The sequence below is a fragment of the Thiocapsa roseopersicina genome, from assembly GCF_900106925.1.
In the GTDB taxonomy this organism is placed as follows: Bacteria; Pseudomonadota; Gammaproteobacteria; order Chromatiales; family Chromatiaceae; genus Thiocapsa; species Thiocapsa roseopersicina.
In genome coordinates, this window is the sequence record NZ_FNNZ01000013.1 from 128,479 (window position 1) to 141,154 (window position 12,676).

Annotated in this window: 12 protein-coding genes; 7 read left to right on the forward strand and 5 right to left on the reverse strand. The window is 65.8% G+C overall.

Annotated features, from left to right (window positions below):
- Positions 1-15: 15 nt before the first annotated feature.
- Positions 16-615, forward strand: coding sequence for a BON domain-containing protein (locus BLV04_RS14580; protein ID WP_245731896.1), 600 nt, complete (start codon positions 16-18; stop codon positions 613-615).
- A complete protein-coding gene (locus BLV04_RS14585; RefSeq protein ID WP_175534639.1) occupies positions 593-2,020 on the forward strand; it encodes an FAD-binding oxidoreductase in 1,428 nt (475 codons plus the stop codon). The genes BLV04_RS14580 and BLV04_RS14585 overlap by 23 nt, the downstream gene beginning before the upstream one ends.
- Positions 2,021-2,046: 26 nt before the next feature.
- Here the strand turns inward: BLV04_RS14585 and ptsP are convergent, their stop codons facing one another.
- Positions 2,047-4,308: a phosphoenolpyruvate--protein phosphotransferase gene (gene ptsP / locus BLV04_RS14590; protein WP_093033636.1), complete on the reverse strand. Its 2,262-nt coding sequence runs from the start codon at positions 4,306-4,308 to the stop codon at positions 2,047-2,049.
- Between the two features lie 98 nt (positions 4,309-4,406).
- Entirely contained in the window at positions 4,407-4,946 is a 540-nt protein-coding gene (locus BLV04_RS14595; protein WP_217633705.1) for an RNA pyrophosphohydrolase, read from the reverse strand.
- A 273-nt stretch (positions 4,947-5,219) separates the two neighbouring features.
- Here BLV04_RS14595 and BLV04_RS14600 point away from each other — a divergent pair, with 273 nt between their 5' ends.
- From BLV04_RS14600 to BLV04_RS14620, 5 genes are all read left to right on the forward strand, one after another.
- On the forward strand, positions 5,220-5,876 hold the full coding sequence (locus BLV04_RS14600) for a histidinol-phosphatase (RefSeq protein WP_093033488.1): 657 nt from the start codon (positions 5,220-5,222) through the stop codon (positions 5,874-5,876).
- A 131-nt stretch (positions 5,877-6,007) separates the two neighbouring features.
- The gene (locus BLV04_RS14605; RefSeq protein WP_093033491.1) at positions 6,008-6,775 is read left to right on the forward strand and encodes a GNAT family N-acetyltransferase; all 768 of its coding nucleotides are present in this window, start codon (positions 6,008-6,010) and stop codon (positions 6,773-6,775) included.
- 4 nt (positions 6,776-6,779) lie between these two features.
- Positions 6,780-7,646, forward strand: a complete 867-nt coding sequence (locus tag BLV04_RS14610; protein WP_093033494.1) for a lysophospholipid acyltransferase family protein — start codon at positions 6,780-6,782, stop codon at positions 7,644-7,646.
- A complete protein-coding gene (locus BLV04_RS14615) occupies positions 7,636-8,871 on the forward strand; it encodes a glycosyltransferase family 4 protein (RefSeq protein ID WP_093033497.1) in 1,236 nt (411 codons plus the stop codon). The genes BLV04_RS14610 and BLV04_RS14615 overlap by 11 nt, the downstream gene beginning before the upstream one ends.
- On the forward strand, positions 8,843-9,370 hold the full coding sequence (locus BLV04_RS14620; protein ID WP_093033642.1) for a phosphatase PAP2 family protein: 528 nt from the start codon (positions 8,843-8,845) through the stop codon (positions 9,368-9,370). Before BLV04_RS14615 ends, BLV04_RS14620 begins: the two co-directional genes overlap by 29 nt.
- 128 nt (positions 9,371-9,498) lie before the next feature.
- Here BLV04_RS14620 and BLV04_RS14625 read toward each other — a convergent pair whose 3' ends face one another.
- From BLV04_RS14625 to BLV04_RS14635, 3 genes are all read right to left on the reverse strand, one after another.
- Positions 9,499-9,870 carry a sulfur globule family protein gene (locus BLV04_RS14625; RefSeq protein ID WP_093033500.1) on the reverse strand — a complete coding sequence of 124 codons (372 nt, stop codon included), beginning with the start codon at positions 9,868-9,870 and terminating at the stop codon, positions 9,499-9,501.
- A gap of 106 nt (positions 9,871-9,976) precedes the next feature.
- The gene (locus tag BLV04_RS14630) at positions 9,977-10,882 is read right to left on the reverse strand and encodes a uracil-DNA glycosylase (protein ID WP_175534640.1); all 906 of its coding nucleotides are present in this window, start codon (positions 10,880-10,882) and stop codon (positions 9,977-9,979) included.
- 11 nt (positions 10,883-10,893) lie between these two features.
- Entirely contained in the window at positions 10,894-12,444 is a 1,551-nt protein-coding gene (locus BLV04_RS14635) for a 2-isopropylmalate synthase (RefSeq protein WP_093033506.1), read from the reverse strand.
- Positions 12,445-12,676: the final 232 nt, after the last annotated feature.

The window sequence follows — 12,676 nt, forward strand, 5'->3', positions numbered from 1 at the left end:
ATCGCGCGGTCGATCATGCAACGGCGACGCACCGCAGCGGCCCTGCTGCTGCTCGGCGCGACGCTCATGGCCGGTTGCGCACCGATGCTCTTCGGCGCAGCGGCCGTCGGTACCGCCGCGACGGTGCACGACCGACGCCCTGCAAACGTCATCCTCGACGATCAGCAGATCGAGCTGGAGGCCATGACCGCTTTGCTGCGAAACCCCGATGTCAGGGACCGCTCGCAGATCTCGGTGACCAGCTACAACCGCACCCTTCTGCTCACCGGCAACGCCGATACGACCGAGGTAGGACAGGAGGCGGCCGCGCTGATGAGCCGAATCGGCAAGGTGCAACGGGTCGTAGACGAGGTCACGGTCGGCCCCCGACTCGACATGACGCGTCAGGCCGAAGACACCTACATCACCGGCCGCGTCAAGACGGATCTGATCGGCGTGCGGCTGCCCGGATTCGACCCGACCCGGGTCAAGGTGGTCACAAACGACGGCGTGGTGTTTCTGATGGGTCTGGTCAGCCCCGCGGAAGCCGATGCCGCGGCGGAAAAGGCCAGTTACGTCCCGGGCGTCAAACGTGTGGTAAAGCTCTTCGAGTATGTCGACGACAACAACGCCTGAGCTGTCGTCGGGGTTCCTGAAGAGCCTTGCGCGGATCGCCGGCATCGGACGCCTGCTCACGGATCCGGCCGATTGCTGGCCCTATGGATACGACAACAGCCGACTCCACGCGCTGCCCCGAGCGGTGGTCTTCGCCGACGACGAGGCGCAAATCATGGCGCTGGTCCGACTCTGCCGCGACGCAGGCGTCCCGCTCGTCGCGCGTGGGCGGGGGACCGGCACCACCGGCGCAACGGTTCCGGACCGCGGCGGCATCGTGCTCTCCTTCGAGCGCATGGATGCCATCCTGCGCATCGCACCGGAGGATCGCCTCGCCGTCGTCCAGCCCGGGGTGCTCAACGAACAGCTCCAGCAAGCCGTCGGCGCCTTCGGATTCTTCTGGCCGCCGGATCCCACCAGTGCGGCGAGCTGCAGCGTCGGCGGAAATCTCGCCTACAACTCGGCGGGGCCGAGGGCGGTCAAATATGGAACGCCGCGCGAGAATACGCTCGGACTCACCGCGATCGACGGTCGCGGCGAGCGACTGCGCACGGGCGTGCTCACGACCAAAGGCGTGGTCGGCTACGACCTGACCCGGCTCATCATCGGCTCGGAGGGCACACTCGCCCTCATCACCGAAGCCACGCTGAAGCTCACCCCGCTACCCGAGGCCAAGCGCACGCTGCGCGCCGCCTATGCGGACATCCACGCGGCTGCGGCCGCCGTGTCGGCGATCATGGCGCAGCCCGTAATCCCCTGCGCTCTGGAGATCATGGACGCCGCGGCGATCCGCACCGTCCGGCGCCATGCGGGCCTCGACCTGCCCGAGGGCGTTGGGGCACTGCTGATGATCGAGGTCGACGGACCCGCGGCCTGTATCGATCAGTCCGTCACCGCCGTGGCCGCAGCCGCCAACCATGCCGGTCTGATCGAGCTGCGTCGCGCCGAGTCGGCCGCGGAGGTCGCCGCGCTCTGGAAGACGCGCAAGGCGCTCTCGCCGGCCTTGCGCCATATCGCGCCGAAAAAGATCAACGAGGATGTCGTGGTTCCGGTCTCGCGCATGGGCGAGCTCATCGATGGCCTGGAGCGGCTATCGCAGGAGAGCGGCGTGCAGATCGTGAACTTCGGGCATGCGGGAAACGGCAACATCCATGTGAATCTCCTGATCGACCCGGACGACCCGGCTGCCGTCGAGAGCGCGCATCGGTGTCTGGACGCCGTGTTTTCGCTCGTGCTCCAGCTCGGCGGAACACTCTCGGGCGAGCACGGTGTCGGGATCGCCAAGCGCGACTTCGTCGACCGCGAGATCGAGGCACCCGTGCTTGAGCTGATGCGCGACATCAAGCGTCAATTCGATCCGGCCGGGATCCTCAATCCCGGAAAAGGCTTTCCGGAGAACGCCCGGGAACCTGAAACGCATCGCTGAACCGAAACCAAAGGGTTCGGTATCGGCTACTTACCCGGCCGCACCAAGCCGCCGAGCCCGACCGCCTCGAGCGCATCCAGGAGCAGACGTCTCACCGACGCCGCATCCTCGCATTGCAGGGCGACCTTGAGCACCTCGCGGGCCCGTGCCCGACTGATGCTGCGGATCACGCGCTTCACGCGCAGCAGGCTTCCCGCACCCATACTCAGGCTATGCACGCCCATCCCGAGCAGGAGGAAGGTCGCGAGCGGATCCCCCGCCATCTCCCCGCAGACGCTCACCTCGCGGCCATGGACACGGGCGCCCGCGAGGATCTGCAGCAACGCGCGCAAGACCGCCGGATGAAACTCGTCGTAGAGCTTCGCGACGTGGGCATTGTTGCGATCGACCGCGAGTAGATACTGGGTAAGGTCGTTGGTCCCGACGGAGAGGAAATCGACGCGTCGCGCCAACGCCTCGCACTGATAGACGGCAGCCGGGACCTCGATCATCACGCCGATCGGCGGCAATCGGACCTGATAGCCTTCCTCGAGCAGCTCGTCGTGCGCGCGATGGATGAGCAGCAGTGCCTCGTCGACCTCGCCGACCGTGCTGATCATCGGCAACAGGATCTGCAGGTTATCCAGCCCGATGGACGCGCGCAGAATGGCGCGAACCTGGGTCAAGAAGATCTCGGGCTGATCCAGCGTGATGCGGATGCCGCGCCAGCCCAAGAATGGATTGGCCTCGTGCATCGGAAAATAGGGCAACGGCTTGTCACCGCCGATATCCAGGGTGCGGATGGTCACCGGCCGAGGCGCGAACAGCTCGAGCACTTGCCGATAGTTCGACATCTGCGCGGCCTCGCCGGGGAAGGTATCGCGCACGATGAAGGGTAGCTCGGTGCGGTAGAGTCCGACACCTGCGGACTCCTCGATGCCGAGCGGGCGCGCCTCGGAGACCAGCCCCGTGTTCAGGTAGAGCGGCACCAGATAGCCGTCCGTGGTCTCGGCCGGGAGATGGCGCAATGCCTGGAGCTCGCTGGTCAGGGCCGCGTCGTCTTCGGCGAGACGCTGATACTCGGCGCGAACGGTCGGGCCGGGCGCGACATAGACCCGCCCGCGGTAACCGTCCACCACCAGCTCGCGTCCCTCGACACGCCCGACCGGCAGATCGGCAACGGCCATTGCCGCCGGCACGCCCATCCCGCGCGCCAGGATGCCGACATGTGAGGAGCCCGAGCCGGTGGTGGAGACGATCCCGGCCAACATCTCGCGCGGGACGTCGGCGATCTGCATGGCGCTGAGCTCGTCGCCGACCAGGATGGTGTTGGGCACGTACTGGATCGGCGCCGCGGTCAGCTTCTGCAGATGAGTCAGGATGCAGCGACCGAGATCGCGAACATCCGATGCACGCTCGCGCAGATAGGCGTCGTCCATGTCGTCGAACACCTTGGCGTGCTCGGCGATGGTCTCGCGTAAGGCTCCGGGCGCCCAGTTGCCGGCGCGGATGCGCGATAGGGTCCCGTCGATCAGGGTGTCGCTCTCGAGCATGAGACGCCAAGCGTCGAACAGGGCCATGTCCTCGGCGCTGAGATGCGCTTGGGTCCGCACCGCGAAGCGGTCCAAGTCCTCGGCCACATGTTCAACGGCACCGAGAAAATCCTTGGCCTCGTTGTCGAGGTTCTCGGCGCGCCGATCCGGAACGGCGTTGAGATCGGCCGGCGGATAGACCACCACGGCGGTCCCGATGCCGATGCCGGGCGAGGCCGGCAAGCCGGGCAGGAAGCGCTGCGGGATCCCGTCGTCCTGCAGACGCGCCAGCTCGCCGTTGGTGCGCGCGAAGGTGATGGCGCCGGCCAGCTGCGATGCGAGGGTCACTACGAAGGTGACCTCGTCGTCGCCGAAATGGCGTTTCTCGCGTTGCCGCAGGACCAGCACGCCCAAGACCTTGCGATTCTGGATGATGGGCGCGCCGAGGAACCCGTGATAGTGCTCTTCCCCGGTATCCGTGATGCGTTGGTAGCGCGGATGGCTGACCGCGTCGTCCAGGTTGATCGGCTCGGCGCGCTCGCTGACCAACCCGATCAGCCCTCGCCCCAGCTCCAATCGCACCCGACCGACCGCCTTGGCGCGCAGTCCGTCGGTGGCATGCAGGACATGCCGACGGTTATCGAAATCGTTGAGATAGACCGAGCAGACGTCGGCCCCGACGGCCTGTTTGACCCGCTGTACGATGATGGTAAGCGCACGCTCGAGGTCGGGGGCGTTGTTGACCTCCTGCACGATGCGACGCAGCGATTCGAGCATCGGCAAGCGTTGGCTCGCAGCCGCCGAGGATCCGGCGACCGACACGCCGCTGTCGAGCCCGACCGACCCTCGCTCGAGGTGCTCCGCGGCGCGACCTGTCATCGTCCGCGCTGATGCATCAAGCCGACCACCCGGGACTGGACGTCCTCACGGGCGGGCGGACCCTCCGGGTACAGGCTCGGGGCGAGCTCCTCGAGCGCCTGCATGTAGACACGGCGCTTGAAGTAGACCACCTCGTGCAGCGGCTGCCAGTAGCGCACCCAGCGCCAGGCATCGAATTCGGGCTTGTCGGTCCGATCAAGACAGAAGGCGTCCTCGCCGCAATCCACCCGCAACATGAACCACACCTGCTTCTGACCGATGCAGGTCGGACCGCAATGCCGACGGATGTAGCGTTTGGGAAGGTGATATCTAAGCCAACCGCGGGTGCAGGCGAGGATGGTGACCTGCCGGGGCTGAAGCCCGACCTCCTCCTCGAGCTCGCGATACATGGCCTGCTCGGGCGTCTCGTCGGAATGAATCCCCCCCTGCGGAAACTGCCAGGCGTTCTGGCCGACGCGACGACCCCAAAATAGACGCCGGTCCTGATTGCTCAGGATAATGCCGACGTTGGGTCTGAAACCGTCGTGATCGATCAAGGAAACGAGTCCGTGAGGCCATGTTGCCTCATTCTTCCACATCCGGCGCATGACCGGCAAGCAGACACCTGTATAAGCGATTGCCACTCAACGGCTTTCGCATGCCCTCGGAAACGGCCTCGAGGCCCCGTCGGGTATCGGGCGAAGGCGCCCGCCACGGCTTGAAACCCCGGTATGATTCCGCGAACATCCGGCGAGGCGACGCAACGCGCCGGCATCCGAGCAGGAAGCCGATGCGCATCGCACCGCGAGACATCAACCGAAGGACAAGACATGGCGCTGGCGATCTTCGATCTGGACAACACCCTCCTGGCAGGCGACTCCGATTATCTGTGGGGCCGATTCCTCGCCGCCGAGGGGATCGTCGATGCAGACTATTACGAGAGCGAGAACGAGCGCTTCTATCGCGAATACAAGGATGGAACCCTGGATATCGCGGAATTCTTGAGGTTCTCCCTGCGACCGCTGCGCGAGCACCCGCGCGCGCATCTCGAAGCACTGCGCGAGCGGTTCGTCGCCGAGCTAATCGAGCCCATCATGCTCCCGGCCGCCAAAAACCTCGTGGAGTCGCACCGCGAGGTCGGAGACACCCTCATGATCATCACGGCGACCAATGCCTTCGTCACGGCGCCGATCGCGCAGCGCTTCGGAATCGCCCACCTGATCGCGACGCTGCCGGCCGAGGAGAACGGGCGCTTCACCGGCGAGCCCTCCGGCCAACCGGCGTTCCGGGAGGGCAAGGTCGAGCGTCTGCAGACCTGGCTGCGCGAGCATCGGGAGACGCTCGGCGGGAGCAGCTTCTACAGCGACTCGCACAACGATCTTCCCCTCCTGGAACGCGTCGACCGGCCGGTTGCGGTCGACCCCGATCCGCAGCTGCGCGAGACGGCCCGGTCGCGCGGTTGGCCGGTCATCTCGCTGAGACCCTGAAGCCGGGTCGCAACGCCGCCCGCGCCCCTCACCGAGGCGTTCACATCGACGTCACGCAGCCCACATACCCCCGCAATACTCCGTATCTATGATTGCCCTCCACGCAAAGGTTCTTTTTCCGAGGGCATGCAATGGTTGCGACTGCGTCTGCGTTGACCGCCAAGCGCGGGGAACGCCTCTTCGTCGAGCTCGCCGCGTCCGAGTCGGAGATCCGCGAGGCCCAGGCGCTCAGGTATCGGGTCTTCGGCGAGGAGTTGGGCGCAAAACTGAAGACGGGCTTGAGCGGACTGGATGTTGACGAGCTCGACGCCTACTGCCAGCACCTCCTGGTGCGAGACACGCGCACCGGCGAGGTCGTCGGCTGTACGCGCATCCTGACCGACCGCAACGCCGCGCGCATCGGTCGGTTCTATTCCGAGAGCGAATTCGACTTGGGAGCGATCCCCCGGCTTAAGGGACGCCTCCTGGAGGTCGGTCGCACCTGCATCTCGGCGGAGTTTCGACAAGGACCGGCGATTGCCGTGCTCTGGTCCGGCCTGGCCGGATTTATCCAGCTCCACGGCTTCGATTATCTGTTCGGCTGCGCCAGCATGCCGCTCGGCGAGAACGATCTCCAAGCCGCGGCCATCATGAACCGCTTGCGACGACACGCCATGGTCTCGCCCGAGTTGCGCGTGGTCCCGCGGGTGCCGCTGCGCACCGCACAGGTGCCCGACGATGTCCTGGATGCGCCGCTGCCGGCCTTGCTGCGCACCTACGTGAGGCTGGGCGCAAAGGTCTGCGGAGAGCCCTGTCGCGACCCTGATTTCGGCGTGGCGGATGTGCTCATGCTGCTCGATGTGGATGCGCTGAATCCGACCTACTCGCGACACTTTTTCGAGCGCACCGCGAGTCTGTGACCCGATGAGACACGTGCGGTCGATCCGCAGGCTTGCACTGATCCTCGCTCACTTGAGCAAAGGTGCGACGCTCGCGCTCTACATCGGGCTCCTTTCGCGACTCGGCCGACGACCGCCGCCGGTCGCGGCCATGACCCGACGCTGGCAACGACGGCTCTGCGAGATTCTGGGCATCCGGATTCACGTCCGCGGCTGCGTGCAGCCCGGATGTCTCCTGATCGGCAACCATATCTCCTGGCTCGACATCCCCGTGGTCGGCGCACACGGCGAGATCGCGTTCCTCTCCAAGGCCGAGGTGCGCGATTGGCCCCTGATCGGCTGGCTGGCGGAGACCGCGGGCACCTTGTTCGTCGAGCGCGGCGCCATCCGCATCGACGAGATTGCCGGCATGCTCCGCAAGATCGGCGGCGAGCAGACCTTGATGCTCTTTCCCGAGGGCACGACAAGCGATGGCTCGGGCGTACTGCGATTCCACCCGCGTCTCTTCGCGCTTGCGCAGGAGACCGGGCTGAGGATTCAGCCGGTAGCCATCGCCTACCGCGGCCACCCAGAGGAGATGCCGGACAACGTTGCGCCCTTCATCGGCGACGACACCCTACTCGCCCATCTGCTGCGGGTGATTCGCCACCCCGGGCTCACCGCGGAGGTCCATTTCCTCCCGCCGGTCGCGATCGACGACGACAACAACACCCGGCGTCTCCTCGCCGAGCGCACCCGCACCGCGATCGTCGAGGCACTCGGCATGCAACCGGACGCCGTGCCGCAACGCTCGCTCGGCGCGCGTCCGGAACCGCCCCCGGGCGTGATTGCAGACCCGACCCCGGGCCGCCCGGAATCCATACCGACGGGTGGAATGGCCCATGTCGTCTGACATCAGCCCGCGGGACACCGATAGGGTTTCCGGGCGTCTGCGCATCGCGATCGTCACCGAGACCTATCCGCCCGAGATCAACGGCGTCGCCCACACCATGCGGCATCTCGCCGAGGGCTTGGCCGAGCGCGGGCATGCCGTTCAACTCATCCGCCCTCGACAGCACGGCGAGCAACGCGACCCGGCTGCACCGACGCTCGGCCGAATCGGCGTACACCTCGTCCCCGGCCTGCCGATCCCCGGTTACCGAGGTCTGCGATTCGGACTGCCGGTCTATTGGCGGCTGCGCCGCCTCTGGGGCCGCGCCGCGCCGGACCTCGTCTACATCGCGACCCAGGGCCCACTCGGCCACGCCGCGCTCTCCGCCGCGCACCGTCGCGGGATCCCGACGGTGACGGGATTTCACACCCAGTTTCAGCAGTACAGTCAACATTACGGCCTCGGCATCTTCACCCATCAGATCGCCGAGACGCTGCGTCATTTCCACAACCGATCGGATGCGACCCTGGTCCCCACCGCCGAGCTCAAGGCGGAGCTTTCGCGCGAGGGATTCCACGATGTCCACGTCTTCGGCCGCGGCGTGGACGTCGATCTCTTCTCGCCCGCTTGGCGAAACGAGGCGTTGAGACGCAGCTGGGGCTGCGACGAGGAGACCTTGGCCGTACTCTATGTCGGGCGGATTGCACCGGAGAAGAATCTCGATCTCGCGCGGGACGCCTTTCAGGCGATTCAATCGACTCGACCGAAGGCGCGTTTCATCCTGGTCGGGGAGGGGCCTGCACGGGAGCAGATCCAACGCGAAAACCCCGGTTTCATCTGTCCAGGGTCCAAAATCGGCGTCGAGCTCTCGAAATATTACGCCTCGGGCGATCTCTTCCTCTTTCCGAGCCTGACCGAGACCTTCGGAAACGTGGTGCTCGAGGCGATGGCCAGCGGTCTACCGGTCGTCGCTTTCGATTATGCCGCGGCTCGATCTCTGATTGATCCCGGGCGGAACGGGGTTACATTACCGTCAGGAGATCGTGAAGCGTTCATCGCTGCGGGATGCGAGCTGGCTCGCGACCTGCCACGCGTCCGAAAGCTCGGAGAACAGGCCCGCCGCGCGGCCGAGGAGATCAGTTGGGACCGCGTCATCCGGAGCGTCGAGGACCGTCTCTTTCAGGTCATCCACCGACAACGTGGAACGGAGGCTTGCCGTGCGACTGTGGCTACAACATCTGAATGAGATCGAGGTATCGCTCTGCCGCGCCTGGAGCCGCGGCGGTCGGCGCCGGTGGATTCAACGCCCTTTCGCCGTCGTCAGTCGGCTCGGCGACGGGGTCTTTTGGTACAGCTTGATCGCCATCCTGCCGCTGACCCACGGACTCCTCGGCCTCAAGGCCAGTGTGCACATGCTCGTCACCGGGGGCGTCGCGCTCGCGCTCTACAAGTCGCTGAAGGTCTATACGCGGCGCGAACGACCCTGTCACTATGCCGCCGAGATCATCGCCCTGGTCCCGCCGCTCGACCGCTACAGCTTTCCCTCCGGCCATACGCTTCATGCCGTAAGCTTCTCGAGCGTCGCCATCTACTATGTTCCCGAGCTCGCCTGGATTCTCGTGCCCTTCACCATGCTGGTCGCCAGCTCGCGGATCATTCTCGGCCTGCACTATCCCAGCGATGTGCTGGTCGCGACCCTGATCGGACTCGCACTGGCCTTTACCGGCATCCTGATGGTTGCTTGACCCTATTCGACTGTGGCCGCGACACACCGAGCTCGCATTTTGGCTGAAGGCCAAAAACAAAAAAGGCCGGGCGACGGCCCGGCCTTTTCGTGGCGGTGCACACGAGGTGCGCCGGCCGATCGGGGGTCTTACTTGGCCTCTGGCTGAGCCGGAGCAACTGGCGCCACCGGGGCAACGGGCGCTGCGTAGGGGTAGGCGTAGGGGTAACCGCCGCCGTAGTAAGGAGCACCGTAGCCGTAGGGAGCACCGTAACCGTAGTAGGGGTTGTTGTAGCCGTAGCCGCGACCCAGACCGCGACCGTAGCCGCGCCCGGTACCGCCGCCGCTCATGCCGAAGTTGAAATCACCGTAGCCGTCGCCGAACATGTCGCTGAAGGCATCGCCGAGACCGGAGCCGTAGCCGGGACCGTAACCGCCGTAACCCGGGCCCCACCAAGCGGACGCGGAAGCGGAGGCACCGAGGAGGGCAGCGACGGCAGCAGCAGTAGCAAGCTTGTTCATTCTATTCTCCGAATCGATTTACGTTGTTGGCAGCAAGCGTGGATGCCTTATCAACATCCACGGAACGCATTATATTAGCAAATGATTAAATATGAAATAAATAATATCAATCGGCTTGATCTTTATCATTGCCTTTACCGATTACCGTGCCTACCCCCTCGCGCAAACGCCGTGCAACCTCGACCAAATCCTCCCAGGCTTTCGCCTTCTGATCGGGCGAGCGCAACAGATAGGCAGGATGATAGGTCACGCGCAGCGGAATCGACGCCGCCCGAAACTCGAGCCAACGCCCCCTTAAGCTCCCCAGCGGTGCGTCCGTCTGCAGGACATGCTGAGCCGCCACGCGCCCGACACAGAGGATCGCGCGCGGGCCGAGCAGCTCGATCTGCCGCATGAGGTAAGCCTCGCACTGCTTGACCTCCTCGGGGCGTGGATCGCGATTCCCCGGCGGGCGGCACTTGAGCACGTTGGCGATGTAGACCTGCTCGCGCGCCAGGCCGATCGCCGCGAGCATGCGGTTAAGCAGCTGGCCGGCACGCCCGACGAAGGGCTCGCCGGCGCGATCCTCGTCCGCGCCCGGTGCCTCGCCGATGATCAGGAGATCCGCGGTGCGACTGCCGACGCCGAAGACGGTGTTGGTGCGGGTCTCGCGGAGTCCGCAGGCGCGGCAGCCGGACACCGCCGTCGCGAGCGCATCCCAATCCAACTTTGTCGGATCGGGCGACGACGGGCCATCGGACGGATCGGGCTCGACCGATCCTGACGCCACGGGTTCCGGCGCGACCGGATTCGGCACGATTTGGGGAGCCGCGGCACGAACCGGCGGGGTCGGGTGCCCGGGCTGCGGGTACGGCGGAACCGAGCTCGGGGCGGCTTGCCCCGGCAAGGGCAACGCGGGTTCGACGAGGGCCGTCTCGTCCGATCGCTCGACCGGACCGGCCGCGACATGGCGCGGCACCCAGACATCGACACCCATCGCGCCCAGGTAGTCCAGACGTCGGCGCTCGTCCATCGCCACGGGGCTCAGACGTCGCCGGTCTGCGGATGGGCGCGATGGGCCGGCTGGAGGATCTTGTTGCAGGCGTTGATGTAGGCCTTGGCGGAGGCGATCACGATATCGGTATCCGCGCCCTGGCCGTTGACGATGCGCCCGCCGCGCTCGAGTCGGACCGTCACCTCGCCCTGTGCGTCCGTGCCGCTGGTGATGGCGTTGACCGAGTAGAGCTTCAGAACGGTTCCGCTGTCGACGATCGTCTCGATCGCCTTGAAGGTCGCGTCCACGGGTCCACCGCCGCTGGCGGTCCCGGCCAGCTCCTCTCCGTCGAACGTCAGCACCAGGTTCGCGCAGGGCGTCTCGCCCGTCTCGGAGCAGACCCGCAACGAGACCAGCTTCACCCGTTCATTGGCCGCGTCCAGGGTCGCATCCGTCACCAGCGCCTGCAGGTCTTCGTCGAAGATCTCGTGTTTCTTGTCGGCCAGATCCTTGAAGCGAGAGAAGGCCGCGTTGAGCTCCTCCTCCGAACCCATCACGATGCCGAGCTCCTGCAGCCGGGTACGAAAGGCGTTGCGGCCCGAATGCTTGCCCATCACCATCCGATTGGCGTTCCAGCCGACATCCTCGGCACGCATGATCTCGTAGGTCTCGCGATGCTTGAGCACCCCGTCTTGATGGATGCCCGACTCGTGCGCGAAGGCGTTGGCGCCGACCACCGCCTTGTTCGGCTGAACGGCAAACCCCGTGATGCCCGAGACCAGGCGTGAGCAGTTCATGATCTGGGTGGTATCGAGCCGGGTTTGGCAGTCGAATAGATCCTGACGGGTGCGCACCGTCATCACGATCTCCTCGAGCGCGGCGTTGCCGGCACGCTCGCCGAGACCATTGATGGTGCATTCCACCTGGCGGGCGCCGTTGCGCACGGCGGCAAGCGAGTTGGCGACCGCGAGCCCCAGGTCGTTGTGACAATGCACCGAGAAGATCGCCTTGTCGGCGTTCGGAAGCCGCTCGCGCAGGGTCCGGATCAGGCTCCCGAACTGATCCGGGATGTTGTAGCCGACCGTATCCGGGATATTGACGGTCCCGGCGCCGGCGTCGATGACCGCCTCGAGGATCCGACAGAGGAAGTCGATCTCGGAGCGTCCGGCATCCTCGGGCGAGAACTCCACATCGTCGGTGTAACGCCGTGCCCGCTGGACGGCATGGACCGCTTGTGCGAGCACCTGATCCGGGGTCATGTTCAGCTTGCGCTGCATGTGGATCGGCGAGGTGGCGATGAAGGTATGGATCCGGCCGGCGTTCGCGCCCGCCAGCGCCTCGCCGGCCCGGTCGATGTCCTTGTCGAGCGCACGGGCCAGGCCGCAGACCCGACTCTCCTTGACCGTCTCCGCCACCGCCTTGACCGCCTCGAAATCACCCGGACTGGCGATGGGGAACCCCGCCTCGATCACATCGACACGCATCCGTTCCAACGCCTTGGCGATGCGCACCTTCTCGTCGCGGGTCATGGAGGCGCCCGGACTCTGCTCGCCGTCGCGCAGGGTCGTGTCGAAAATGATCAAGTGGTCTTTTGCGGTCATGGATGGTCTCTGAGTCGCGCGGCCGTCTGATAAGGAAGGGACCTGGTCTTCGGGAGGCTATTGTAGGCGATCAGCGCGGGAGCGGTGCCCCCCGGATCGAGGTCGGGACGACCTCGCGACGGATCGGACCGGTGTCGGTCGATTCGGGACCTTGTGGCCCGTATCGGTTCCTGTATAAGCTGCCGTCGGCGGCGATCGGACCGCGGACCGGAGGTTGCGGCTCCGACCCGGT

Coding starts and splice junctions, on each gene's coding strand:
- BLV04_RS14625 (WP_093033500.1), bottom strand. CDS start 9,870: ATGAACAAGCTTGCTACTGCTGCTGCCGTCGCTGCCCTCCTCGGTGCC.
- BLV04_RS14610 (WP_093033494.1), top strand. CDS start 6,780: ATGAGACACGTGCGGTCGATCCGCAGGCTTGCACTGATCCTCGCTCAC.
- BLV04_RS14600 (WP_093033488.1), top strand. CDS start 5,220: ATGGCGCTGGCGATCTTCGATCTGGACAACACCCTCCTGGCAGGCGAC.
- BLV04_RS14585 (WP_175534639.1), top strand. CDS start 593: ATGTCGACGACAACAACGCCTGAGCTGTCGTCGGGGTTCCTGAAGAGC.
- BLV04_RS14635 (WP_093033506.1), bottom strand. CDS start 12,444: ATGACCGCAAAAGACCACTTGATCATTTTCGACACGACCCTGCGCGAC.
- BLV04_RS14605 (WP_093033491.1), top strand. CDS start 6,008: ATGGTTGCGACTGCGTCTGCGTTGACCGCCAAGCGCGGGGAACGCCTC.
- BLV04_RS14630 (WP_175534640.1), bottom strand. CDS start 10,882: ATGGACGAGCGCCGACGTCTGGACTACCTGGGCGCGATGGGTGTCGAT.
- BLV04_RS14580 (WP_245731896.1), top strand. CDS start 16: ATGCAACGGCGACGCACCGCAGCGGCCCTGCTGCTGCTCGGCGCGACG.
- ptsP (WP_093033636.1), bottom strand. CDS start 4,308: ATGCTCGAATCGCTGCGTCGCATCGTGCAGGAGGTCAACAACGCCCCC.
- BLV04_RS14615 (WP_093033497.1), top strand. CDS start 7,636: ATGTCGTCTGACATCAGCCCGCGGGACACCGATAGGGTTTCCGGGCGT.